This window comes from Serratia sp. HMSC15F11 (assembly GCF_001808215.1).
Lineage (GTDB): Bacteria > Pseudomonadota > Gammaproteobacteria > Enterobacterales > Enterobacteriaceae > Serratia > Serratia nevei.
Genome location: NZ_KV792494.1, coordinates 46,605 through 71,021 on the forward strand (window position 1 = coordinate 46,605; position 24,417 = coordinate 71,021).

The 24,417-nt window shown below is 62.8% G+C and carries 25 protein-coding genes, 2 tRNA genes and 1 pseudogene (1 of these 28 cut by a window edge); 7 read left to right on the forward strand and 21 right to left on the reverse strand.

Features of this window, described 5'->3' with window-relative positions:
• Positions 1-29: transfer RNA gene (locus tag HMPREF3138_RS18710), tRNA-OTHER, on the forward strand; it begins 51 nt to the left of the window's first position.
• Between the two features lie 36 nt (positions 30-65).
• Positions 66-152: transfer RNA gene (locus HMPREF3138_RS18715), tRNA-Leu, on the forward strand.
• Between the two features lie 88 nt (positions 153-240).
• Here the strand turns inward: HMPREF3138_RS18715 and HMPREF3138_RS18720 are convergent.
• A complete protein-coding gene (locus HMPREF3138_RS18720) occupies positions 241-525 on the reverse strand; it encodes a DUF1435 domain-containing protein (protein ID WP_038878575.1) in 285 nt (94 codons plus the stop codon).
• Positions 526-784: 259 nt separating this feature from the next.
• Here HMPREF3138_RS18720 and HMPREF3138_RS18725 point away from each other — a divergent pair, with 259 nt between their 5' ends.
• Positions 785-1,870, forward strand: a complete 1,086-nt coding sequence (locus HMPREF3138_RS18725; protein WP_038878463.1) for a GGDEF domain-containing protein — start codon at positions 785-787, stop codon at positions 1,868-1,870.
• A 13-nt stretch (positions 1,871-1,883) separates the two neighbouring features.
• Here the strand turns inward: HMPREF3138_RS18725 and HMPREF3138_RS18730 are convergent, their stop codons facing one another.
• Complete coding sequence (locus HMPREF3138_RS18730) at positions 1,884-2,291, reverse strand: hypothetical protein (RefSeq protein WP_326521617.1); 408 nt, start codon at positions 2,289-2,291, stop codon at positions 1,884-1,886.
• A gap of 39 nt (positions 2,292-2,330) precedes the next feature.
• Here HMPREF3138_RS18730 and HMPREF3138_RS18735 point away from each other — a divergent pair.
• Positions 2,331-2,912, forward strand: a pseudogene (locus HMPREF3138_RS18735) (MFS transporter); the annotation flags it as partial.
• A gap of 10 nt (positions 2,913-2,922) precedes the next feature.
• Here HMPREF3138_RS18735 and HMPREF3138_RS18740 read toward each other — a convergent pair.
• Positions 2,923-3,834 (reverse strand): LysR family transcriptional regulator, encoded by a 912-nt coding sequence (locus HMPREF3138_RS18740; protein WP_038878460.1) that lies wholly within the window; start codon positions 3,832-3,834, stop codon positions 2,923-2,925.
• A gap of 108 nt (positions 3,835-3,942) precedes the next feature.
• Between HMPREF3138_RS18740 and HMPREF3138_RS18745 the strand changes: the two genes are divergently transcribed.
• Positions 3,943-5,145 carry an MFS transporter gene (locus tag HMPREF3138_RS18745; protein ID WP_038878458.1) on the forward strand — a complete coding sequence of 401 codons (1,203 nt, stop codon included), beginning with the start codon at positions 3,943-3,945 and terminating at the stop codon, positions 5,143-5,145.
• A 1-nt stretch (position 5,146) separates the two neighbouring features.
• Here HMPREF3138_RS18745 and HMPREF3138_RS18750 read toward each other — a convergent pair whose 3' ends face one another.
• The 7 genes from HMPREF3138_RS18750 to HMPREF3138_RS18780 form a co-directional block, all read right to left on the reverse strand.
• Positions 5,147-6,376: a sugar MFS transporter gene (locus HMPREF3138_RS18750; protein ID WP_038878455.1), complete on the reverse strand. Its 1,230-nt coding sequence runs from the start codon at positions 6,374-6,376 to the stop codon at positions 5,147-5,149.
• Positions 6,377-6,416: 40 nt separating this feature from the next.
• Positions 6,417-6,776 carry an L-rhamnose mutarotase gene (locus HMPREF3138_RS18755; protein WP_038878452.1) on the reverse strand — a complete coding sequence of 120 codons (360 nt, stop codon included), beginning with the start codon at positions 6,774-6,776 and terminating at the stop codon, positions 6,417-6,419.
• Positions 6,773-7,549: an L-fucose dehydrogenase gene (locus HMPREF3138_RS18760; protein WP_038878449.1), complete on the reverse strand. Its 777-nt coding sequence runs from the start codon at positions 7,547-7,549 to the stop codon at positions 6,773-6,775. The genes HMPREF3138_RS18755 and HMPREF3138_RS18760 overlap by 4 nt, the downstream gene beginning before the upstream one ends.
• The gene (locus HMPREF3138_RS18765) at positions 7,527-8,390 is read right to left on the reverse strand and encodes an amidohydrolase family protein (protein ID WP_038878446.1); all 864 of its coding nucleotides are present in this window, start codon (positions 8,388-8,390) and stop codon (positions 7,527-7,529) included. The genes HMPREF3138_RS18760 and HMPREF3138_RS18765 overlap by 23 nt, the downstream gene beginning before the upstream one ends.
• 14 nt (positions 8,391-8,404) lie before the next feature.
• A complete protein-coding gene (locus tag HMPREF3138_RS18770; protein WP_038878442.1) occupies positions 8,405-9,682 on the reverse strand; it encodes an L-fuconate dehydratase in 1,278 nt (425 codons plus the stop codon).
• A gap of 14 nt (positions 9,683-9,696) precedes the next feature.
• Positions 9,697-10,542, reverse strand: coding sequence for a fumarylacetoacetate hydrolase family protein (locus HMPREF3138_RS18775; protein WP_038878439.1), 846 nt, complete (start codon positions 10,540-10,542; stop codon positions 9,697-9,699).
• 171 nt (positions 10,543-10,713) lie between these two features.
• Complete coding sequence (locus HMPREF3138_RS18780; RefSeq protein ID WP_038878437.1) at positions 10,714-11,454, reverse strand: SDR family oxidoreductase; 741 nt, start codon at positions 11,452-11,454, stop codon at positions 10,714-10,716.
• A 235-nt stretch (positions 11,455-11,689) separates the two neighbouring features.
• Between HMPREF3138_RS18780 and HMPREF3138_RS18785 the strand changes: the two genes are divergently transcribed.
• Entirely contained in the window at positions 11,690-12,448 is a 759-nt protein-coding gene (locus HMPREF3138_RS18785) for a FadR/GntR family transcriptional regulator (protein ID WP_033636991.1), read from the forward strand.
• Between the two features lie 126 nt (positions 12,449-12,574).
• On the forward strand, positions 12,575-13,717 hold the full coding sequence (gene ampH, locus HMPREF3138_RS18790) for a D-alanyl-D-alanine-carboxypeptidase/endopeptidase AmpH (protein WP_070559225.1): 1,143 nt from the start codon (positions 12,575-12,577) through the stop codon (positions 13,715-13,717).
• A gap of 33 nt (positions 13,718-13,750) precedes the next feature.
• Here the strand turns inward: ampH and hpaC are convergent, their stop codons facing one another.
• From hpaC to HMPREF3138_RS18845, 11 genes are all read right to left on the reverse strand, one after another.
• A complete protein-coding gene (gene hpaC / locus HMPREF3138_RS18795; RefSeq protein ID WP_038878431.1) occupies positions 13,751-14,266 on the reverse strand; it encodes a 4-hydroxyphenylacetate 3-monooxygenase, reductase component in 516 nt (171 codons plus the stop codon).
• Positions 14,267-14,282: 16 nt separating this feature from the next.
• Positions 14,283-15,845: a 4-hydroxyphenylacetate 3-monooxygenase, oxygenase component gene (gene hpaB / locus HMPREF3138_RS18800; RefSeq protein WP_019454961.1), complete on the reverse strand. Its 1,563-nt coding sequence runs from the start codon at positions 15,843-15,845 to the stop codon at positions 14,283-14,285.
• 178 nt (positions 15,846-16,023) lie between these two features.
• On the reverse strand, positions 16,024-16,920 hold the full coding sequence (gene hpaA / locus HMPREF3138_RS18805) for a 4-hydroxyphenylacetate catabolism regulatory protein HpaA (RefSeq protein ID WP_038878427.1): 897 nt from the start codon (positions 16,918-16,920) through the stop codon (positions 16,024-16,026).
• A gap of 34 nt (positions 16,921-16,954) precedes the next feature.
• Positions 16,955-18,325: a 4-hydroxyphenylacetate permease gene (gene hpaX, locus HMPREF3138_RS18810; RefSeq protein WP_038878424.1), complete on the reverse strand. Its 1,371-nt coding sequence runs from the start codon at positions 18,323-18,325 to the stop codon at positions 16,955-16,957.
• 3 nt (positions 18,326-18,328) lie between these two features.
• Positions 18,329-19,123 (reverse strand): 4-hydroxy-2-oxoheptanedioate aldolase, encoded by a 795-nt coding sequence (hpaI, locus tag HMPREF3138_RS18815; protein WP_038878422.1) that lies wholly within the window; start codon positions 19,121-19,123, stop codon positions 18,329-18,331.
• Between the two features lie 75 nt (positions 19,124-19,198).
• Positions 19,199-20,002: a 2-oxo-hept-4-ene-1,7-dioate hydratase gene (gene hpaH, locus HMPREF3138_RS18820; protein ID WP_004933170.1), complete on the reverse strand. Its 804-nt coding sequence runs from the start codon at positions 20,000-20,002 to the stop codon at positions 19,199-19,201.
• A gap of 14 nt (positions 20,003-20,016) precedes the next feature.
• The gene (locus HMPREF3138_RS18825; RefSeq protein ID WP_038878420.1) at positions 20,017-20,403 is read right to left on the reverse strand and encodes a 5-carboxymethyl-2-hydroxymuconate Delta-isomerase; all 387 of its coding nucleotides are present in this window, start codon (positions 20,401-20,403) and stop codon (positions 20,017-20,019) included.
• A gap of 9 nt (positions 20,404-20,412) precedes the next feature.
• Positions 20,413-21,270 carry a 3,4-dihydroxyphenylacetate 2,3-dioxygenase gene (gene hpaD / locus HMPREF3138_RS18830; protein WP_038878418.1) on the reverse strand — a complete coding sequence of 286 codons (858 nt, stop codon included), beginning with the start codon at positions 21,268-21,270 and terminating at the stop codon, positions 20,413-20,415.
• 165 nt (positions 21,271-21,435) lie between these two features.
• Positions 21,436-22,890 (reverse strand): 5-carboxymethyl-2-hydroxymuconate semialdehyde dehydrogenase, encoded by a 1,455-nt coding sequence (gene hpaE / locus HMPREF3138_RS18835; protein WP_038878416.1) that lies wholly within the window; start codon positions 22,888-22,890, stop codon positions 21,436-21,438.
• Positions 22,887-23,651, reverse strand: coding sequence for a fumarylacetoacetate hydrolase family protein (locus tag HMPREF3138_RS18840; protein ID WP_038878413.1), 765 nt, complete (start codon positions 23,649-23,651; stop codon positions 22,887-22,889). Before HMPREF3138_RS18840 ends, hpaE begins: the two co-directional genes overlap by 4 nt.
• Positions 23,648-24,280: a fumarylacetoacetate hydrolase family protein gene (locus HMPREF3138_RS18845; protein WP_038878411.1), complete on the reverse strand. Its 633-nt coding sequence runs from the start codon at positions 24,278-24,280 to the stop codon at positions 23,648-23,650. The genes HMPREF3138_RS18840 and HMPREF3138_RS18845 overlap by 4 nt, the downstream gene beginning before the upstream one ends.
• Positions 24,281-24,417: the final 137 nt, after the last annotated feature.

Sequence of the window (24,417 nt, forward strand, 5' to 3'; positions counted from 1 at the left end):
TGAGGGTTCAAGTCCCTCTCTTCGCACCAAATAACCACATGATTTATATTGCACTCAGCATCGATGCGAAGGTGGCGGAATTGGTAGACGCGCTAGCTTCAGGTGTTAGTGTTCTTACGGACGTGAGGGTTCAAGTCCCTCTCTTCGCACCAAATGATGATCTCTCCGGTAGTTCCTTCGAAAAAATCCCAACGCATTGATGATAAACACGCCTAAGCGTGGTTTTGCCGTTTCCGGCGTTTACGCGAAGCTGAAGTTCAGGCTGATTGCCGCCAGGCCGCCCGCCAGCGCCATGCAGGAAGGCAGCAGCAGATAGTGACGCAGCCGGCTGTTGAACAGCATCACCAGCGTGGCCAGCATCGCTATCACAATCAGGGTGCGCAGCCGCATCATATTCAGATCGATCAAGGCCAGCAGCGGCATCAGCGCGCACGGCAGCAAAACCCCCCAGGCGCTGGCCAAGCGATCGCCGAGGCACCAGCTGACGCCCCACAGTCCACACGCGGCAATCATGGCGGTGAGCATGATAACTCCCTTTAAGTGATAATGATAACCAATATCATATAACACTTTTTTGGCCGCCGCATCATTTTCACTGCGCTGACCAAACCCAGATGACACCAGCATGAAAAAATGATAATTTGACATAAGAAAATTCCTAGTCCTGTTTGCATGATAATAATCACAATCCTCAACCATGCAATTCAAGTGGATATTCGCGCCAAAGGAATGCTTCTCAACCTTAATTATTCGACAGAACGACTTTGCAAAGAGTGACCTCCGTATGAACGCCCGTTCTTATCAGGAATTACTGAACAGCAAGCAGCGCCTGGCATTATTTCTTTTTCTGATAATGAATGCCGCCTCTTCCGTATTTACATTATTGCTCCCTTTTAGGGATACGCCCGCATTTACCCTACCTTTATTATGTATACCGCTATTTTGTCTGGTAGCGGCGCTATTGTCCCTGCAAACGCCACGCAAATACTTGTGCAAACTCAACCTGTTCGCCGGCGTGCTCGGTCTGCTGTGGGCCGCCCATACTTACGTTAAAAGTCAATATTGCCTACCGAATAACCAAGATTTTTTATTAATTAGTTTGTTTAGCATCTTTTTTATCAGCGCTATTTCTCTGACGGATAACTTTACCGCCTTTTGTTTACACGCCGTGCCTTCCGCAATGGTAATCCTGGCTTTAGACGGCATGCATAATACCCTGCGGATATTATTCACCACGCTATTACCTATTATCGCTTTCTCCATCCACCACCTGATGTTGAAACGCAGTGAAATCTTTACTCACGCGCTGGTGGCCAACCTGTATAACGAGCGAGATAAATTCAATAATTTGAGCATGATCGATCCTCTGACCGGCCTTTATAACCGGCGCGGGCTGGAGAATAAGATCACGATGCTGCTGGAACCGCAAACCGGCCACCATTACGTGCTGTTGCTGGATATCGACCACTTCAAGGTCTATAACGACAGCTACGGCCACGCCATGGGCGATCGGGCGTTGGTGCAGGTGGCGGTCGCCATCCGCGATGCGGTGCGTTCGCGCGACATCGTGGTGCGCTACGGCGGGGAAGAGTTTTTGGTACTGCTGACCAACGTGCACGAAGGCTACGCGGCGCAGCTGGCCGAGCGGGTGCGCCAACGGGTGGCGGAACTGAACATCCCACACGGCGCCAGCCCGCAGCACAGCGGCACGCTGACGCTCAGCGCCGGCATCTCCGCGCTGGAAAAGCTGGACGTCGAATCGGCGATCGGCGCGGCCGACGCCGCGCTCTATCTGGCAAAGCACAGCGGCCGCAACAATATCCAGCTGGCACAAAACGTCCAGCCCGCCCTGCTGCAGCCGCAGGAATAAATACCCTGTCCGGTTAAGCGGCCGTTGGCCGCAAGCCGTTCAGCAACAGCGTCAAACCGGCTAATGCCTGCTCCAACGCAGTCTTCTCATCCTGCTGATTCGCGATCCAAAGCGCGGCATCCATCAGGCCGCCATTGATTAAATGCGCCAATACCTCAGGTGCGGTCGTCGCGATAGTCCGCTGTTCCATCAACTTTTGCAGCATATTCGTCATGGAGGCGATACATTGCAACCTGCTGGCCTGAAGATGTTCCGCCCCCAATACGGAAGGTGAGTCACGCAATAAAATGCGCTGCACTTGCGGTTCAATCGTCATCGCCAGATAGGCGCGACAGCGCCCGGCGAAAGCGCTCCACTCATCGGGCGCGCTGGCGGAAATTGCCGCCAGACGCGCGTCCATCTCGGCGTCAATTTCTTGCACGACGGCCAAAAATAAACCTTTCTTGTCGCCAAAGTGGTGCGCGCCATCCTGGCCATGCCGTCGATGCAGATCCTGGTGCTGGCGCTGATCGCTCTGGGTACCATCGTCGGCACCGTGGACGTTATCAGCGTGGCCTTCGCCGAGCAGCAAGGGCAGCCGGCCGCCGCCAGCATCGTGCTGTCGGTTTACGCGTTCGGCTCCTGCCTGGCCGGGCTGATTTTCGGCGCAATTAAGATCCCCGTCCCCTTGCCTCGTCTGTTCTTATACGCGGCATTCGCCACCGCCTTCACCACCCTGCCGCTGCTGTGGGTGCACAATGTCTTGACGCTGGCGGCGGCGATGTTTGTCGCCGGATTGTTTTTTGCGCCGACCATGATCGTTGCCATGGGGCTGGTTGAAAACATCGTGCCGCCCGCCAGACTGACGGAGGGGCTGACCTGGATGGTCACCGGCCTGGGGATAGGCGTGGCGCTCGGCGCCGCATTGGCGGGCCTGGCGATCGATGCCATAGGGATAACGGCCGGCTTCAGCGTCACGCTCACCGCCGGGCTGATCGTGCTGCTGGTGGCGGCAGGCGGCTACCGCTTAATGCGGCGAACGCTGGCCTTGAAAGGGGCGTGAATCGCCCGCGCTAAGCGGTTTCCCAAATCGCCCTGCCCTGCCAGCGCCGTTCGATCGCCGCCAGGAACAGTTTCACCTTGGGGGAGAGATGGCGTCGGCTGGGATAGACGGCGCAGATCGGCGGCCCCGGGCGACAATAGCGCTCCAGCACCGGCACCAGCGTGCCGGCCGCAATCTGCTCGCCGACCAGAAACGCCCCCACCTGGCACAGGCCGGCCCCGGCGACGGCCGCATCCCGCAAGGCCTCGACGTTGTTGAAACGCATCCGGCCGCGCACCGGCTGTTCGTGCAGTTGGCCGTTGACCAAATAGCGCCAGGGCGCCGGCAGCCCCTGATGGCTGAAGACCAGCGTCTCGTGCTCGCCCAGCGCCTCCGGTTTTGCAGGCGTACCGTGCCGCGCCAGATAATCCGGCGCCGCGCAGGTGATCAGGCGATGCGGCGCGAGCACCCGCCGCACCAGCCGGCTGTCGTCGCTGCCGCCGACGCGGACAGCCACGTCGATGCCGTCGCGCACCAGATCGCTGTACTCATCGGAGAAGCTGACGTCGGCGTCCACCTCCGGCCACTGCGCCAAAAACTCCCGCAGAATCGGCAGGATATGCAATCGCCCCAACGAGACCGGCAGATCCAGCCGCAGCCGCCCGCGCGGCGTTTGCCGCCGCGTATTCAGCGCCGTTTCCGCCTCTTCGGCCTGCGACAGGATGCGCTGCGCATACTCGTAAAACACCGCGCCGTCTTCGGTCAGGCTGACGCTGCGCGTGGTGCGCTGCAGCAGCCGGGTGGCCAATCGCTCCTCCAACCGGTTCACGCATTTGCCCGCCGCCGATCGGGAAATGCCCAGCCTCTCGGCCGCCAGCGTGAAGCTGCAGGCGTCGGCGACGCGAATGAACACCAGCAGGTCGGTCAGGTTATCCAACGGCATAGACGGTAAATTAGCCACGATATGTCCCCAATGTTGCGCATTCAGACCAGTTTATCAGCCATTTTGGCGCGGATACACTGAGGCTCTTCATCGGTTGGGAGAGTCATTATGAGTGCCTTACACGCCGGCGGCGGCGCAAAACCCTGGCTGGCGACTTTCGCTATCGCCCTGTCCACCTTTACCGTCGTCACGGCAGAAATGCTGCCCGTCGGGCTGCTGACTCCGATCGTCAGTACCCTGAATGCGACGATCGGCCGCGCCGGATTACTGGTTTCCCTGCCCGCCCTGTTTGCCGCGCTGTTCGCCCCGCTGGTGGTGCTGGGTGCCCGGCGCACGGATCGCCGCAGCCTGCTGATCGCCTTTCTGCTGCTGCTGATCGCCGCCAACCTGCTGGCCGCCGCCGCCACCTCCATGGCGCTGCTGTTCACTGCGCGCATCCTGCTGGGCTTTTGCATCGGCGGTATCTGGGCCATCGCAGGTGGGTTGGCGGAACGTCTGGTGCCGCCGACTTCCGTAGGATTGGCGCTGTCCGTCATCTTCAGCGGCGTAGCGGCAGCCTCGGTGTTCGGCGTGCCGCTCGGGGTATTCCTCGGCGAAGCGCTGGGCTGGCGCATGGCGTTTCTGGCCGTCGCCGTCCTCGCGGCGCTGACCCTGCTCCTGCTGCTGTGCGTGCTGCCGCCGCTGCCGGTCACGCAGGCGGTGGGCTGGCGTTTATTCACCGCGCAGCGTGCGAATCGCCGGCTGCTCCTCGGGCTGCTGCTGACGTTTCTGCTGGTCGCCGGCCACTTTATGGCCTACACCTTTGTCCGCCCGCTGCTGCAGACGGTCGCCGGCATCGAGGGCCGCTGGGTGGGGCCGCTGCTGTTCGCCTACGGCGCCGCCGGTATCGTCGGGAATTTCATCGCCGGCCAGGCCGCGGCCAAACGGCTACGCCGCACCCTGGCGCTGATCGCCCTCGGGCTGGCGCTCGCCGTCCTGCTGCTGCCGCTGCTGGGCCACGCGCCGCTGAGCGGCAGCGCCTTCCTCCTGCTGTGGGGCATCGCCTACGGCGGCGTTTCCGTTTCGCTGATGGCATGGATGCTCAAGGCGGCCCCCGATGCGGTCGAGGTCGCCTCTTCGCTGTATATCGCGCTGTTTAATCTGGCGATTTCCTGCGGTTCACTGGCGGGCGGGCTGGTAGTGGACGCCGGAGGCTTGACGATAAACGGCGTGCTGTCCGGCATCGTGCTGCTGCTGGCGTTGGCGATCCTGATGCGAACCCGCCCACAGGCGCTGACAACGGCGGCGAAGGCCGATTCGCCGCCGGGTTGAATCAGGCGCGGCGCTGCCGCAGGCCGTAGACCAGCACCACCGCGAAGCACAGCAGCGGCAGCAGATAAGAGAGCGCGGTGCTGTAACGGTCAGCCAGCGCCCCCATAAAGTACGGCATGATGGCGCCGCCGACGATCGCCATGATCATAAAGGAACTGGCGCGCTTGGTGTGTTTACCGAGGTTTTTCACCCCCAGGGCGAAAATGGTCGGGAACATGATCGACATAAAGAAGAACACCGCGATCAGCGCCACCACCGACACCCCGTCAACGCTCAGCATCACCACGCCGCACAGCGCGATGTTGATCAGCGCATAGGCCGCCAACAGCGTCGCCGGCTTGACTCGCCCCATCAACCAGGTGCTGAAGAAGCGCCCAACCATAAAGCAGATCATGGCGATTGACAGCAGGTAAGAGGCGCTCTGGTTAGACACCTCGCGCCAGTGCTCGGTGGCGTAGTTGATGAAGAACGCCCCTACGCCCACCTGCGCCGCCACGTAGAAGAACTGCGTGATAACCCCGCCGACGAAATGCGGATGCTGCCACAATCCCTGCGCTATCATGCCATGCACCGGTTTTTCCTCTTCGCGGATCGCCGGCAGCCGGGTGCGGCTGAACAACAGCGCGATCAGCAGCACCAGCACGGCGATCGCCACATAGGTCATCTTCACCGCGCTCTGATCGCCGCCGCCGGCGGACTGGCTGGCAGAGAAGAACAGCGTGCCGCCGATCAACGGGCCGATAAACTGCCCGAGGCCGTTGAACGACTGGGCCAGGTTGAGCCGCCGTTCGGCGCCCTGCGCGTCGCCCAACACCGTGGCGTACGGGTTGGCGGCCGTTTCCAGGCAGCCCAAACCGCTGGCGATAACGAACAGCGCGAACAGGAACACGCCGAAGCTGTTGGCCGACGCCGCCGGCACGAACAGCAGCGCCCCCAGCGCATACAGGCACAGCCCGACCAGAATGCCCGCCTTATAGCCCTTGCGGTCCATAAAGTATCCGGCGGGCAGCGCCACCAGGAAATAGGCGCCGAAATAGGCCGCCTGCAACAAACCCGACTGCGCCTTGGTAACGTGCAACGTCTCCTGAAAATGTTTGTTTAATACGTCCAGCAGGCCATAGGACAGCCCCCACATGAAGAACAGGCTGGTGACCAGGATAAAGGCCCAGCGCAGATTGGCGGTCACGGCGACGCCCGGCTGCGCGGAGGCCGCACTTTTTTCAGCAAGCATGGTGATACCCTCGTATCGTCTGGCGATGATGATGTTGGCGTTATTGCTGTTGCAGAGAAAATATCCGCGCCATTTCCACCCATTTTTCGCCCTGCGGCGTCCAGGGGGTGGCGGCCTGGTAGTGCCACATCAGCGCTTCCCATCGCTGTACTTCGGGGTTGTTCAGGCTGGCGGCGTCAAAACCCGCAGCGTCGAAATCGGCGCTGACCTCCACGATCATGAACAGCCGGGTGCCCAACCGGTAAATCTCCATGTCCAGAATGCCGTGCTCGCGCAAATGCGCGGCGATGCCCGGCCAGATGCGCTGATGCTGCTGCTGGTACTCCGCAATCAGCGCCGGTGAGTCAATCAGATCGAGCGCCTGGCAGAAACGGCGCCGCCCTGCCGCCGCGCCGCTCACGTCAGCGCCCGATCGAGATGCAGGTAGCCGCCGTCCACCGACAGCCACTGCCCGGTGGTGTGCGACGACCGCGACGACAACAGGAACGCCACGGTGTCGGCGATCTCCTGCGGCGTGGTCATGCGCTGCCCGAGCGGAATGCGCGCGGTGATTTTCGCCATCTGCCGCTGCGGCTCGGCGAAGGTGTTGAGCCAGCGCTGGTACTGCGGGGTGATCACCTCCGCCGGCACCACCGCGTTCACCCGCACCCCGTCATGGCGCAGCGACACCGCCCATTCGCGCGTCAGCGCCAACACCGCGCCCTTGGCGGCGGTGTAGCCGCTGGTGCCGCCCTGACCGCTGAGCGCGGTCTTGGAGGCGATATTGACGATGGCGCCCCGGCTCTCCTGCAGCGCCGCCTGGCACAGGTGTGCCATCAGGTAGTAGTGCACCAGGTTCTTTTCCAGCGAGCCGACGAACGCTTCGCGCCCTGCCTCCAGCCCGACGCCATCGTTGACCCCGGCGTTATTCACCAGCCCGTCGATGCGGCCGAAGGCCGCCAGCGTCTGGCTGACCGCGCGGCGGCAGGCCGCCTCGTCGCACAGTTCGGTGAGGATCACCTCGGTGCGCGGCTGCAGCCGCTGCAAATCGGCCAGCAGCGCCGCTTCCGGCGCGGCGTTAGTGACCAGCACCGGGATCGCGCCTTCTGCGGCCAGCACATGAGCAATCGCCGCGCCGATGCCGGCACCACCGCCAGTGACCAGCACCACCTTATCTTGCAGATACAGATCCATAACCAGACTCCGTTAAACCGTAAATTCGCCGGGCGGTGTCGCCCCAAATCGCCGCTTGTTCGGCGGCCCCCAGCGTCAACAGCGCCCGTTCGCACAGTTGCACCACCTGGCGGTAGTCGCCGGCCAGCAGGCACACCGGCCAGTCGGAGCCGAACATCAGCCGCTGCGGGCCGAACGCCTCCAGCGCGGCGTCGAAAAACGGCAGCAGTTCTTCCGCCCGCCACCGGCCACCCGGTGCCTCGGTGATCAACCCCGACAGCTTGCAGGCCACGTGCGGCAGCGCCGCCAGCGGCCGGATTTGCTGCGCCCAGTGCCGCACGCCGCGCGCGATGTCCGGCTTGCCGAAATGATCCAACACCAGCCAGTGCTCATCGTGGCGGGTGGCAAACGCCGCCGCGGCCGCCAGATGCCGGTGCGTCACCAGGATCTCGTACACATACCCGGCGCGCTGCAGCGTTTGCATGCCGCGTTCCACCTCCGGCCGCGCCAGCCAGGCCGCCGGATCCGCTTCGTCCTGCACCTGATGGCGCACCCCGCGCAGCGCGCTGTAAGGCCGCAAGGCCTCCAGACGCTGCGCCAGCTGCGGCGCGGCGATATCCAGCCAGCCCACCACGCCGCATACGCACTCGCACTGCTCAGCCAGCGCCAGCAGGGCCAGCGTCTCGTCCTCGCTCGGGCGCGCCTGCACCGCCAGCGCGCCGTCGAACCCCTGTTCCTGCAACAGCGGCCGCAGCCGGGGCGGATCGAAATCCTGCCGCAGCACGCTCATCCGCTCGTCGATCCACGGATAGTGCTGGGGGCGATAGCGCCAGTAGTGCTGGTGAGCGTCAATGCGCGGCATGCGATCCTCCCGCCTCACCCGCGGAACCGATACTGCGCGATCGAAGACGGATGCATCTCGATCGAATAGCCGGGACGGCTCGGCGGCATGTAGGCCGCACCGTTGATCACGCAGGGATCGACAAAGTGTTCATGCAAATGATCGACATACTCGATCACCCGGCCTTCGTGGGTGCCGGCAATGCACAGGTAGTCGATCATCGACAGGTGCTGCACGTATTCGCACAGCCCGACGCCGCCAGCGTGCGGGCAGACCGGCAGCTGGTATTTGGCCGCCATCAGCATCACCGCCAGCACTTCGTTGACGCCGCCGAGGCGGCAGGCGTCGATCTGCACCACGTCCACCGCGCCGCGCATGATGAACTGCTTGAACATGATGCGGTTCTGGCACATCTCACCGGTGGCCACCTTGACCGGCGCCACCCCTTCGCGGATGCGGCGATGCCCTTCCACGTCGTCCGGGCTGGTCGGTTCTTCGATAAACCAGGGGTTGGCGAACGCCAGATGTTTCACCCACGGAATGGCTTCGCCCACCTCCCACACCTGGTTGGCGTCGATCATCAGCCGGCGATCCGGGCCGATCACCTCACGAGCGATGCGCACCCGGCGAATGTCGTCTTCCAGATCGCGCCCAACCTTCAGCTTCAGGTAGGAGAAACCGGCGTCGACCGCTTCCTGGCACAGGCGGCGCAGCTTGTCATCCGGGTAACCCAGCCAGCCGGCGGAAGTGGTGTAACAGGGGTACCCTTCCTGCAGCAGTCGCTCCAGGCGCCGTTCTTTGCCCTCGGCCCGCTGTTTCAGCAGCGCCAGCGCCTCCTGCGGCGTGATGCAGTCGGTGATGTAACGGAAGTCGATGCAGCGCACCAGCTCCTCCGGCGTCATCTCCGCCACCAGCCGCCACACCGGCTTGCCGACCGATTTGGCCCACAGATCCCACACCGCGTTGACCACCGCGCCGGTCGCCAGGTGAATGGCCCCCTTGTCCGGCCCGATCCAGCGCAGCTGGCTGTCGCTGGTGAAGCGCCGCCAGAAGGCGCCCATGTCGGCGGCGATATCCTCCAGCCGCTCGCCGACGATCTGATGCTCCAGCGCGCGGATCGCCGCGCAGCAGATCTCGTTGCCGCGGCCGATGGTGAACGTCAGCCCGTGGCCGCTGAGATCCGCGCGATCGGTCTCCAGGATCACGTAGGCGGCGGAATAGTCGGGATCCGGATTCATGGCGTCGGATCCGTCCAGCCCCAGCGACGTGGGGAAACGAATGTCTTCAACCCGCAGTGCGGTAATGGTGGTCATGGCGGCGCTCCCGGTTAGGCCTGTACGGTTTGCTGGCGCTGTTCGCCCAGCCCTTCGATGCCCAGACGCATCGTCTGGCCCGCCCGCAGATAGATAGGCTGCGGTTTCTGCCCCATGCCGACGCCCGGCGGCGTGCCAGTGGAGATCACATCGCCCGGCTGCAGGCTCATAAAGCGGCTGAGGTAGCTGACGATCTGTGGAATGCGGAAAATCATGGTGCTGGTGTTGCCGTCCTGATAGCGCTTGCCGTCCACCTCCAGCCACAAATTCAGGCTGTGCGGATCGGCGATCTCGTCGGCGGTCACCAGCCAGGGCCCGATCGGCCCGAAGGTGTCGCAGCCTTTGCCCTTGTCCCAGGTGCCGCCGCGCTCAATTTGATATTCGCGTTCGGAGACGTCGTTAATCACGCAATAACCGGCGACGTGGCGCATCGCGTCCGCTTCGCTGATGTAGCGCCCGCCCAGGCCGATCACCACGCCCAGCTCCACTTCCCAATCGGTTTTCTGCGAGCCGCGCGGGATCTCCACCCGGTCGTAGGGGCCGATCACCGCGCTGGTCCATTTGTTGAACACCACCGGTTCTTCAGGAATGGCGGCACCGGTCTCCGCCGCGTGATCGGCGTAATTCAGGCCGATGCAGATAAACTTGCCGATGCCGCCGACGCAGGCACCAATGCGCGGCTGCCCTTCGACCAGCGGCAGCGTGGCGCTGTCCAGCGCGCGCAGTTTGGCGAGCGACGCCGGCAATAACGCGGCGCCCCCCACGTCGGCAATATGCTGCGACAAATCGCGCAGGCGGCCTTGCGTATCCAACATGCCGGGGCGCTCTTGCCCGGGTTGCCCGTAACGTAAAAGTTTCATGCCGTCCTCTCTCAAAAAATATGCGGGAGGAATGGGCCCCCAGGTGCCGTGAGCGCAGGCAGTTTGGGTGCGGACAGCGCGCAGGACCCGGAGCGTACACGGAGTACGTGAGGAGTCCGAGCACTGCCCAAGCTCAAAATGGCAAGCGCAACCGCCTGAGGGCCCATTCCTTCAGTTGCTCCAGCCGCCGTCGATGATCTGCACCGTGCCGGTGGTGTATGAACTGGCGTCAGAGGCCAGATACAGCGCCAGTTGGGCGATTTCCTCGGTGGTGCCGATGCGCCCGATCGGCTGACGGGCGACGAACGCCTGATACACCTCTTGCTCGCTGCGCCCCTGCTCGCGCGCCTGCTCGGCAATGCGCTGGCGCAGCGACGGCGACTCCACCGTGCCGGGGCAGATGGCGTTGCAGCGGATGCCCTGCGTAACGTAGTCCGCCGCCACCGAGCGCGTCAGGCCGATCACCGCCGCCTTGCTGGCGCTGTAAGCGAAGCGGTTCGGCACCCCTTTCACGCTCGAGGCCACCGAGGACATGTTGATGATCGAGCCTTTGCCGCGCGCCAACATGCCCGGCAGGAAGGCGCGGATCATGCGGTACATCGCGGTGACGTTGAGATCGAGCGCGAACGCCCACTGATCTTCGCTGCAGTCGAGGATCGATCCGCTGTGTACCACGCCGGCGCAGTTGAACAGCACGTCGATCGGGCCGATCGCTTCCGCCGCCGCCGCGATGGCGGCCGGATCGGTGACGTTCAGCGTCAGCGCGCGGATCCCGGCAGAGCCCTGCAGGCGCTCGAGGTTGATGTCGCTGGCGATCACCTCGGCGCCGGCGGCGGCGAACAGCCTGGCGGTGGTAAAACCGATCCCTTGCCCGGCGGCGGTGATCAGTACGCGTTTCCCGGTTAAATCCATCTTGACTCCTCGGCCTAAAGGTCCAATGGTCAGGCCATTAAAGGCGGTTAAAGGTCAGGCCTCTAACATGACAAAAGACGCTTTACGCGTTATCGTTGGGGGAAGAAGTTAATAAAACAGCCTTGAAACCGCATTTCAATTAACCATTTTTTTACACTTGAATAACGATTACTCAAGCGCCTTGTCGCATAATTGTGCGCCAAATCACTGAACGCCGAATCGTCAAAGGTCAAAAATGCCGATTACCCGACTGGAAAACCCAAGAATTTACAGACAGATAGCTGACCAGCTCAAACGTCTTATCGAAAATAACGAATTTCCGCCGGGCAGCCGCCTGCCCTCGGAGCGCGATCTCGCCCAGCAATTGCAGGTCAGCCGCGCATCGGTGCGCGAGGCGCTTATCGCGCTGGAAGTGATCGGCCTGGTGGACGTCAAGGTCGGCAACGGGGTGATCGTGCGCTCGCAAACGCCGCTGGCGCCGTCGCAGGAGCCGGTGATGGCCCAGGCCGGCCGCAACCAGTGGGCGGAGATCGACGACGAACTGAACATCGAGCTGGATTTCAACGCCGAGCTGCCGCCGTTTTCTCTGCTGCAAACCCGTCTGCTGATCGAACCGGAGACCGCCGCACTGGCCGCGCGCCACGCCACCGACGAAGAGCTGGCGGGCATCCGCGCTGCCTACGAGCAGAACTGCCGCGATAACCGCGCCGGTTCCGCCACCCACCCCGGCGATCGGCTGTTCCACATCCGCATCGCCCAGGCCAGCGGCAACCCGGCCTATGCGTTCATCATCGGCCACCTGCTCGGCCACCGTTACGGCAGCATGTTCCGCGTGCTGCAACGTCACTATACGCCGGACGACATGCCGCACCGTTCCGAACTGGAACACCGGGCGATCCTGGCGGCGATCGAAGCGCGTGACGTGCGCGGCGCCCGCAAGGCGATGAAGGCGCACCTCGATGAAGTGATCGCCATTTTCGCCCGCGCGCAGTAGGCCGCCGGCGGTGAAAAAATTTTATCGCCACCGCTCTTTTTTCTACATGCAGCCGGGGCCCGGGCACATTACACTGGGCGACGGATGAGCCCTTTCCCCGCTGCATTGTTAAATGGATAACGACCGTTGAAGAATTCTGTCTCCGCTTTATTGCTGGCGCTGGGCCTGTGCGCCGCGCCGCTGGCCGTGCAGGCCGCGCCCCCGCAGCTGGCTTCGCAAATCGTCGACCAGTATGCCGAACATATTTTCTACAACAGCGGCGCCACCGGCATGGCGCTGGTGGTGATCGACGGCAATCAGGTGGTTAACCGCAGCTTTGGCGATACCAAACCCGGCAACAACCTGCGCCCGCGCCCGGATTCGCTGATCCGCATCGCTTCGATCACCAAGCTGATGACCAGCGAAGTGATGGTGAAAATGGCGGCGGCAGGCCAGGTCAAACTGACCGACCCGCTGCGCAAGTACGCCCCCAAAGGCGCCTATGTGCCGGCTTACAACGCCGAGCAGCCGATCACCCTGCTGAACCTGGCGACGCACACCAGCTCGCTGCCGCGCGAGCAGCCGGGCAAGAAGCCGCCGAAAACGCCGGTGTTCACCTGGCCGACCAAGGCCCAGCGCTGGCAGTGGCTGGCGCATGCCAACGTCACGGTACCGCCGGGCGTACACGCCGCCTACTCCAACCTGGCGTATGACCTGCTGGCCGACGCGCTCTCGCGCGCCGCGGGCAAGCCCTACAACGCGCTGCTGAAAGAGAAAATCACCGCGCAGCTCGGCATGGTCGACACCACGCTGACGCCGAGCCCCGAGCAGTGCTCGCGCCTGATGGTGGCGGCGGCCGGCCCGAGCGCCTGCCGCGACACCACCGCCGCGGCCGGCAGCGGCGGCGTCTACTCCACCCCGCGCGACATGCAGCGCTGGATGCAACAGTTCCTTTCCTCAAGCGCCAGCGGCCCGCGCAAAGCCACCGCCGCCAGCGAGCAAACCATGTACTTCCAGCGTCACGATCTGGTGTCGCTGAAGGGCATGGACGTGCCGGGGCAAGCGGATGCGCTGGGGTTGGGTTGGGTGTATATGGCGCCGAAGGACGGGCTGCCTGGCATCATTCAGAAGACCGGCGGCGGCGGCGGGTTCATTACCTACATGGCGATGATCCCGGCGAAAAACGTCGGGGTGTTCGTGGTGGTGACCCGCTCGGAGCTGAGCAAATTCACCAACATGAGCGATCCGGTCAACCGTCTGGTGAGCGATCTGGCGGCTAACAAGAGTTGAAACGTGGGGCGCAGCAGGCTGCGCCCCAACGCCTCAGGCCGGCACCGCCATCGGGTGGATCACCGAATGGAAATTGCGCTTGAAGTAGATCAGCCCGTTGCCGGCTTCGCTCAGCGCGATCTGCTTGATCTGCACCAGGTACATCTGGTGGGTGCCGATGCTCTGGATCTGCTCGATCTCCCCTTCCAGGCTGGCGAGGGTATTGCGCAGCACCGGCTGTCCCAACGCACCGAGCTGCCACTCTTCCAGCCGGAAACGATCTTCCATGCTGACGCCGGTCATGCCGGCGAAGTGGCGCGCCATCAGCTCCTGCTCGTGGTTGAGCACGTTGACGCACAGCCTGCGGTTTTCCTGAAACACCGGGTTCATCGCGCTATTGCGGTTGATGCACACCAGCAGCGTCGGCGGCGTATCGGTTACCGAGCACACCGCCGTGGCGGTGATGCCGCAGCGCCCCGCCGGGCCGTCGGTGGTGATGATATTCACCGCCGCCGACAGGCTGGCCATGGCGTCGCGAAAGCGCAGGCGCTGTTCATTTTCCTGAGACATACAACCTCCTCCTGAATTACTTCAGCAGATTATCCAACTGATTAATATCGTCATTGTTCCGCAGGTGCGGCACCTTCCAGCCGTGCTGATCGTAATCGGCCAGACACTTGTCGACCATCTGCATCATGCGATCCATGTTGCCGGATCCCTGCGCGTGGCGCAGGCACTGCAGGCGGATCTCATCCTGGCTGCCGGCGTAGTTGATCTCATACAGCTCGTGGCGGCCGCCGAATTCGCTGCCGATCGCATCCCACATCAGCTTGAGGATCTTGATGCGCTCGACGTGATCCATACCGTCCGATCCGCGCACGTAGCGCGCCAGGTACTTGTCGATCTCCGGGTTGTTCATGTCGCGCACGCTGGACGGCAGGTAGATCAGGCCGCTGGTGACATTCTTCTCGATGATGTGTTTCACCTTGGTGTAGGCCATCGGCGCCATCACGCGGTAGGTTTGCAGCGCGGCGGAATCCGGCAGGTAGGCGCCGTTTTCCCATTTAGTGGCTTCAGCGCACATCGCGTCGCTCAGCGACCAGAACAGGTTGCGCCAGGCCACCACTTCGCCCAGATCGGCCTGCACGCCGCGGAACTCCAGCACGCCGGTGCACGAGAGGCTCTTTTGCAGCAGCGCGGTGATAAAGTCCATCTTCACCGCCAGGCGCACGCAGGCCTGCAGCGGGAACAGCCGGGCGAAACCGCCCTGGGTGCTCCAGCGGCGGCAGCGGTCGAAATCGCGGTAGATCAGCACGTTTTCCCAGGGAATCAGCACGTGATCCATGATCAGGATCGCGTCGTTCTCGTCGAAGCGGCTGGTGAGCGGGTAGTCGAACGGCGATCCGGTGGCGCCGGCCACCAGCTCGTAGGAGGCGCGCGAAATCAGCTTCACCCCTTCGGCGTCCATCGGTGCCACAAACATCAGCGCGAAGTCCGGGTTATCGCCCATCACCTGCGCCGAACCGAAGCCAATGAAGTTGTAGTGGGTCAACGCCGAGTTGGTAGCCACCACTTTGGCGCCGCTGACGATGATGCCGGCGTCGGTCTCTTTCTCCACCTGAATGTAGACGTCCTTCACCTCGTTGACCGGCTTGTGGCGGTCGATCGGCGGGTTGACGATGGCGTGGTTGAAATAGAGCCCGGTTTCCTGAATGCGTTTGTACCAGTGGCGCGCGTTGTCGGCGAACTGGCCGTAGAACTCCGGATAAGCGCCCAGCGCGCAGCCGAAGGCCGCCTTGTAGTCCGGCGTACGCCCCATCCAGCCGTAGCTTTGGCGCGACCAGTCGGCGATGGCATCGCGCTGCTGGCGCATCTCTTCCGGGCTGCGGGCGTAGCGGAAGAATTTGTGGGTATAGCCGCCGTTGCCGGTGTCGGTATTCCAGCACAGGCGATCCTGGCTGGCCGGATCGTGCAGCGCGTCGTACAGCTGGCCGACTGATGCCGCCGCGTTGCGGAACGCCGGGTGCGTGGTGACGTCTTTCACGCGCTCGCCGTAAATGTAGATTTCGCGGCTGTCCTGCAAACTTTTCAAGTATTCAGCGCCGGTGAACGGGCGTTTGCTGTCGGCACGAAAGTCTTCTGGTTTCATCGGGTCTTCCTCGTCATCGGCATTTTTCAGGCCGTGGAATCGGCCATTTGTTAAAATAATGTTTTCTTTTGGTTGCTTAATTGAAGCTACCAAAGCCGATTTCGAGAAGAGACTTTTGCGGCAATCGCCGGTACTTTTCAGGTCAGTTTGCCGCTTTCGCGGCAAACTGTGATCGCGGTTACGAAAGGGCGTGTTGCGCCGCGCGGTAGGTCGAGGGGGAACAGCCTTCCAGCCGATTGAAAAAACGGGCGAAATAGGCCGGATCCTTGAAGCCGAGGCTGTAGGCGGTTTCATGCACCGTACAGGCGCTGAACAGCAGCATGCGTTTGGCCTCGCGCAGCAGCCGATCGAAGATCAGCCGCTTGGGCGGCCGGTTGGCGAAGCGCCGGCACAGGTCGTTGAGCCGCGATTCGGTCACCCCCAGCGCCTGCGCATACTCCGGCACCGGCAGGTGCTCGCGAAAACGCTCGTCCACCATCTTGTTGAACCGCTGAAACAGCTGCAGTTCGCCGCGCACGCCGCTGTTGGCGCTGTCTTCCAGCGCGGTGTTGCGCAGCAGCAGCGTGAACACCGCCTGCGCCAGCAGCGCCAGCGTCTGTTCGCGCCCGGCCAGGTTCTGCCCGAACTCACGGCGGATCAGCGCCCAGTAGTGGCTGAGCGCCGTCAGCTCCTGCGGCGCGTCGGCCAGCGACAGGCAGATGCCCGGCATGTCCAGCGCCAGGTTGCTGCCGGGATACAGGCGCTCCAGCAGCGGCCAAATCAGCTCCTGGCGCACCGTCAGCACGTGGCCATCGCTGTCCGGTTCGGTGAAGAACGCATGCGGCACCGACGGCGGCGTGAGGATGAACAGCGGCGCCTGCACTGAATAGTGCTGATCGTCGAGCTGCAGCTCTATCTTGCCGGTCTCCAGGAAATGCACCTGGAAGAAGCAGTCGTGCCAATGCACCTGCATGTCGCGGCCGAAGAACGCCGCCAACCCGGCGAAGGTTTCGTAGTGCACCTCGTCGGCGGCGTAGCGCGCGTCATACTCTTTGCAAATATCGATGTTGGCGATAAAGCCGGTACTTTTCCGCACCTCATGACCTCCTGCAATCATGCCCACTTACGCATCAAGGCGTCGCTCTCGGGCGCGAATCCTTCATCGGGATGCGCCACACCAGCACGGCGCCGACGATCAACAGCGCCGAGACGAAATACAGCCCGGAGTTGAAGCTGCCGGTCAGATCCTTGAACCAGCCGATCAACAGCGGGCTGAGCGCCGATCCGATGTTGCCGGTGGCGTTGATCACCGCGATCCCCACCGCGCGCGCCTCCAGACTGATCGACTGATCCGGCGTGGTCCAGAAGATCGCCATGGCGGTAAAGGAGCCGACCGAGGCCATCACGATCCCGAGCAACTGGATCAGGCTGTGATCGGTGGCGGACGCCAGCAGCCAGCCGGCGGCGGCGAACAGGTACGGCAGCGCGGTGTGATGCTTGCGCTCCTGCAGCCTGTCGGATCGTTTACTCCACCACACCATGCCGGCGATGGTGCAGATCTGCGGGATCGCCGCCAAAATGCCGATCGTCACGTTGCTGCTGCCCTGGTTGAAGCTTTGCAGGATCTGCGGCGTCCAGATGTTGATCGCGCTCAGGGTGTTGGTCAGGCAGAAATAGGCCAGCGTATACATCAGCACGATCGGCGTGCAGATCTCGCGCCACAGGCTGCGCTGTTGCAGCGCGCGGTGGCTGCTCGGCCCGTTGGGCTGCACCAGCTGCAGCTTGTCGGCCTCCATCATCGCCTGCAGGCTGGCTTTCTCCTCGTCGGTCAGCCACTTGGCCTTGGCCGGCGTATCGTCGAGGTAGAACCACACCACCACGCCCAGCAGCACCGACGGAATGCCTTCCAGCAGGAACAGCCACTGCCAGCCCTTCAGGTTCATCACCCCGTCCAGCGCCAGGATATAGCCGGAGACCAGCGAGCCGATCGCCATGGTCACCGGCATGGCGATCATGAACAGCGCGTTGGCGCGGGCGCGGTAGAACGCCGGGAACCAGTAGGTGAGGTACACCAGAATGCCCGGCAGGAAACCGGCCTCGGTGATGCCGACGATCATGCGCAGCACGTACAGGCTGGTCGGCCCGGTGGCGAACATGGTGCAGGTGGAGGCGATGCCCCACAGCACCATGATGGTGGCGATCCAGCGCCGCGCGCCGACCCGGCTCAGCATCATGTTGCTCGGAATGCCGAAGATCACGTAGGTGACATAGAACAACGTCGCCGCCAGCCCGAACATGGTCGAGCTGAGGCCGAGATCTTTGCCCATCGTCAGCCCGGCGAAGCCGATGTTGATACGGTCGAGGAAAGAGAAAACAAACAACACGAACAGGAAAATGATCAGGCGCCGAAACAACTTTTTAATCACCGATTGCTCGGCGGCGGTTAACGCTTTATGTTGCTGCGCCGGGTTGGCCGGCTGCAGCGAATCGACGTGGTTCATGGTTCAGTAGACTCCCGATGAAGGCGCTTGTGCCCCGCCCCGTTTGAATTCGTCCGCCAGGGCTTCCGCCGCCCGCGCCAGCAGGGTGGTATCCACCCCCACCGCGACAAACAGCGCGCCGGCCTCCAGATAGCGCTGCGCCAGTGCCTTGTTGGCCATCAAAATGCCCGGCGCCTTGCCGGCGGCGCGGATGCGCGCGATGGCGTCGTCGATGGTGTGCTGCACCTCCGGGTGCTGCGGATTACCGGCAAAGCCCATGTCGGCGCTGAGATCCGCCGGGCCGATAAACACGCCGTCCACCCCTTCCACCTGCAAAATGGCGTCGAGGTTTTTCACCGCTTCGCGGGTTTCAATCTGCACCAGCACGCACATCTGCTCATCGGCCTGCTGCAGGTAATCAGGCACCCGGTTCCAGCGCGAAGCGCGCGCCAGGGCGCTGCCGACGCCGCGCACGCCGTGCGGCGGATAGCGCGTGGCGCGCACCGCGTCGCGCGCCTGTTCGGCGTTTTGAATCATCGGGATAAGCAGGGTTTGCGCGCCGACGTCCAGCAGCTGCTTGATGATCACCGCGTCGTTCCACGGTGGCCGCACCACCGGCTGGCTCGGGTAAGGCGCGACCGCCTGCAGCTGCCCCAGCACCGTTTGCACGTTGTTGGGCGCATGTTCGCCGTCGATCAGCAGCCAGTCGAAACCGGCGCCGGCCAGCAGCTCGGCGCTGTAGCTGCTGCACAGCCCGAGCCACAGCCCGATCTGCGGGCGTTTTTCCTGCAGTGCACGCTTGAAGTGGTTGGTTAACATCGCATTCTCCCTGACAAGCGGGCGTAGCGCATGGCCCGCCCGGTTTATTGCGGCCCGGTTCGCCGAGCCTGCTTTTTAGACGAAGCGGCAGCTGATGCAGCCCATCGGGCCGTAGTCGACGTGGAAGGTATCACCTCGCCGCGCCGGCACCGGCCGGGTGAAGGAGCCGCCGAGGATCACCTGCCCCGCTTCCAGCTCCACTTCATACGGCGCCAGCTTGTTGGCCAGCCAGGCCACGCCGTTGGCCGGGTGGTTGAGCACCGCCGCCGCCACGCCGGATTCTTCAATCACGCCGTTGCGGTACAGCAGCGCGGAGATCCAGCGCAGATCCAGCGCATCCGGCTTGATCGGCCGCCCGCCCATCACCACCCCGGCGTTGGCGGCGTTGTCGGAGATGGTGTCGAACACCTTGCGCGGCCGCTGAGTCTCGGGATCGACGTTGTGGCTGCGCGCGTCGATAATCTCCAGCGCGGGAATGACGTAGTCGGTGGCGTTGTACACGTCGAACAGCGTGCAGTTCGGCCCGCGCAGCGGCTTGGCCAGCACGAACGCCAGCTCCACCTCCACCCGCGGCACGATAAAGCGATCGATCGGAATGTCGCTGCCGTCGTTGAAGAACATGTCGTCCAGCAGCGCACCGTAGTCCGGCTCGGTGATCTGCGAGCTCACCTGCATGGCGCGCGAGGTCAGGCCGATCTTGTGGCCTTTGAGCGTGCGCCCCTCGGCAATCTTCAGCTCCACCCACTGCCGCTGAATGGCATAGGCGTCTTCGATGGTGATCTCGGGATGATCGAGCGACAGCGCGCGGATCTGTTCACGACTCTTTTCCGCCTGATGCAGGCGCTGTACGGCGCGGTTAACCTGCTCTTTATCCAGCATTTACGACCCCTTATTCACGCCTTGTTGAACAGCGCGTGGACATTGTTCTGTTTGTAATTCAGCACCGGATCCAGCTCTTCCATAGTGAAAGAGAGCGCCAGGTAACGCTGCGCCATCAGCGCGGCAAAGTGTTCCTTGATCAGCGCAAACAGCATCTCGCCCACCTGCTGGCGGCTTTCCAGAGTGCGGCCGTGGCCGATCTTCAGCGTCATGTGCACGAAGGCGTAGTCCTGCTTGCCGTCGGCCATCTGCCAGGTGTCGAGCCAGATGGCGCGGCTGCGCACGCCGGCCAGCGGAAAGATGCCGGTCGCCGCCAGCGCCTCGTTGACCTTGGCGAACAGGGTGGGCAAATCCGCCTCGCGGCGGATGTTGTCGGTACATTCAGCATAAAAATGGGGCATTCACACACCTCAGGCTTCAGCGGGCAAAGGGAACACGGCGTTAACCTGCCCGGTGCCGGAACTGGCGAACAGCGGGGTGATGAACTCCACCTTACCGTCGTATTGGTCCCAGCCGAGCAGGCCCAGCAGCATCACGGTGTCGTGCATGTTGCCTTCGCCGTAGCAGTAATCGGCATACTCCGGCAGCATTTCGCAGAACTCGCGAAAGCGCCCCTCTTCCCACAGCTTGACCACCCGTTCGTCCATTTGCTGATCGAACTGGCGGGTGTAGCTGTTCATGCCCTCTTCGGCGCGCTGATCGTCGATGAAGCGGTGCGACAGCGAGCCGCTGGCCAGCACCGCCACGGTGCCGTCGTATTTCTCGATGGCGCTTTTCAGCGCCTCGCCCAGCCGGCGGCTGTCGGCGAAGTCATGCACGGTGCAAAACGCCGAAATCGATACCACCTTGAAATGCTTGTCGGCGTTCATGTAGCGCATCGGCACCAGCGTGCCGTATTCCAGCTTCAGGCTCGGGATGTCGTGCGCCTTGGCGCGCACGCCCAGCTTGCAGGCCTCGTCGGCGATCAACTGCCCCAGCGCCGGGTTGCCGTCGTAGTCGTAGGTCATGTCGCGAATGAAGTGCGGCAGCTCGTTGCTGGTGTACACGCCGGAGAAGTGCGCGCTGCAGTTGATGTGATAGGCGCTGTTTACCAGCCAGTGGGTGTCGAACACCACGATGGTGTCGACGCCCATCTCGCGGCAACGCGCGCCGATCTCTTTATGGCCGTCGATGGCCGCCTGCCGACAGCCAAAGTTTTTCCCAGGGATTTCCGACAGATACATCGATGGAACATGTGTAATCTTGGCGGCTAGCGCTAACTTACCCATAAGTCCTCCTATCCCCGTCATACTTCAAGCGGCAGATGCGTTGGCTGCCTTTACTCACCCGAATCGCTTACCTGAGTAAGCTCATCGGGACTCGCTCAGTTGCCGCCTTCCTGCAACTCGAATTATTTAGGGTATGTTTGTCAATTTTAAACGCCAGAGACGCTATCAAACGCCCCATTTAGGGATCGGGTGATCACCCATGGAAATGCACACGTTCTTCATTTCGGCGAACACTTCGAAGCTGTATTCGCCGCCTTCGCGGCCGGTGCCGGAGGCTTTCACGCCGCCGAACGGTTGGCGCAGATCGCGTACGTTTTGGGTGTTGACGAAAACCATGCCCGCTTCAATGCCGCGGGCCAGGCGCAGAACCTTGCTCACATCCTGCGTCCAGATGTACGACGCCAGACCGTACTCCACGTCGTTGGCCATGCGCAGGCCGTCTTCTTCTGATTTGAACGGCAACAGGCAGGCCACCGGCCCGAAGATCTCCTCCTGCGCCACGCGCATCCGGTTGTCGACATCCGCCAGCACCGTGGGGCGCAGGAAGTTGCCGTGGCTCAAGCCGGCCGGTTTGTCCGGGCCGCCGGCCAGCAGGGTCGCCCCTTCTTCCACCCCGAGGCGGATATAGCCGGAGACTTTTTCCCAGTGCTGCGGGCTGATCAGCGCCCCCACCTGGGTGTTGGGATCTTGCGGATCGCCCACGCGCAGGCGGTTGGCGCGCTCGGCGAAACGTTTGACGAATTCCGGGTAGATGCTCTCCTGAATGAAGATGCGCGAACCGGCGGTGCAGCGTTCGCCGTTGATCGAGAAGATGGTGAACAACGCGGCGTCGAGCGCCCGCTCGATGTCGGCGTCTTCAAAGATCAGCACCGGCGACTTGCCGCCCAGTTCCATGGAGAATTTCTTCAGCCCGGCGCTTTCGATGATGCGGCGGCCGGTGGCGGTGCCGCCGGTGAAGGAGACCGCGCGTACGTCTTTATGGCGCACCAGCGCGTCGCCGGCGGTGGCGCCGTAGCCCTGCACCACGTTCAGCACCCCGGCCGGAATGCCGGCCTCCAGCGCCAGCTCGCCCAGGCGATCGGCGGTCAGCGGCGACAGTTCGGACATCTTCAGCACTGCGGTGTTGCCCAGCGCCAGGCAAGGCGCGGTTTTCCAGGTGGCGGTCATGAACGGCACGTTCCACGGCGACACCAGCGCGCACACCCCCACCGGCTGCACCAGCGTGTAGTTGAGCATCTTGTCGTCTACCGGGTAGGTCTTGCCGTTCATCTGCTGGCACACCTCGGCGAAGAACTCGAAGTTGTGCGAAGCGCGCGGGATCAGCACATTTTTGGTCTGGTGGATCGGCAGGCCGGTGTCGGCGGTTTCCAGTTCGGCGATCTGCGGCACGTTCTGGTCGATCAGCTCGCCCAGGCGGCGCATCAGGCGCGCGCGCTCTTTCATCGGCGTGTTGGCCCACTTGGGGAACGCCTCTTTCGCCGCCGCCACCGCCTGGTCTATCTCCAGCTGGCCGCCGGAGGCCACCTCCGCCAGCAACTCGCCGTTCGCCGGGTTGGTGGTGGTGAAGTACTCTTTGCTGGCGACGTTCTTGCCGTTGATCCAGTGGTTGATGGTTTTCATCGCAGGCTCTCCTCGTAATCTTTTTCACTGATAATGTGGTTAACCAGACGGCCGATGCCCTCGATCTCCACCACCACTTCGTCGCCCGGCTGCACGTCGGCCAGCCCTTTCGGCGTGCCGGTGGCGATCATGTCGCCCGGCTGCAGCGTCATGAATTCACTCAGGTAGGCGATCAGGAACGGAATGTCGAAAATCATGTCGGCGGTGCTGCCGCGCTGGCGCAGCTCGCCGTTGACGTAAGTGCTGAGCGCCAGCCGGTGCGGATCGGCGACGTCGTCGCGATCGACGATGTAAGGCCCGATCGGCGTCAGGGTGTCGCGGCTCTTCACCCGCAGATTCGGCCGGTAGTAGTTCTCCAGGTAATCGCGAATGGCGTAGTCGTTGCACAGGCTGTAGCCCGCCACATACTCCATGGCGTGCTCGCGGCTGACGTTGCGCGCGGTCTTGCCGATCACCGCCACCAGCTCGGCTTCGTAATGCATATACTCCACGCCGGCCGGGCGCACCGACACCTGGCGGTGGCCGGTCAGGGTGTTCGGCGCCTTGAGGAACACCAGCGGCTCTTCCGGCGCCTTGAATTCCAGCTCGCTGGCGTGGTCGGCATAGTTCAGCCCCAGGGCGAACACCGTGCCCTGCGCCGGCGGCAACCATTCCACTTCGCGCTCCTGCAGCACCTCGCCGTTCGGCAACGTGACGCGCAGCTGCTCGTCCACCTGCACGTTGAAGATCTGGCCATGATGGCGAATACGGGCATGTTTCATGATGCGGCTCCTGCCTGGGTGACGCGGTTGGTCAGCGTGGGCAGGCCGGCGGCGCGCACCGTCACCTCATCCCCCGGTTTGATCTCCACCCGCTGGTGCGGGGTGCCGATCAGCACCGCATCGCCCGGCTGCAGGGTGATAAAGTCGCTGATGGCGGCGATCAGCTCCGGCACCGAGCGCACCAGATCGGCGGTGGACCAGCGATCCTGCTCCACGCCGTTGATCTCGGTGACGATCTCCAGCCGATCGGCATTCGCCAACTGGCCGATCTCCCCCAGCGGGCAGAATCCGTCGCGGCATTTGGCCTTGATCGCCGGGCGGTAGAAGCTGCTCTCCGGCAGGCTGACGTCGTTGGCCAACGCGTAACCGGCCAGATAACGGCTCACCTGCGCCGCCGGCACCTTACGCGCGGTATCGCCGATGATCACCGCCAGCGTGCCGCCGCTGTGCACGGTTTCACCGGCCGGAAACGGGATCGCCCCGCCGTTGGCGAGGTGGGTGTTGCGCGGTTTGATAAACCAGACCGGGGTTTTGGGCGGGGTCTGATACGGCGGCTGGTGAAACGCCTGATCCCAGGCGTCCAGTTGGCTGCGGTGGTTCAGCGCAACGGAAAATACGGTGCCTTTCATGCGAACTCCTCCAATGGCAAAACATGACAACCGGCATTCATTAACATATTAATGATTACTTTTATACGCTGTGCAGCTTTTACGCAATGCGCTTGGAGTGATTTGTGATCGTGATAACAAAATATTCACAAATAACG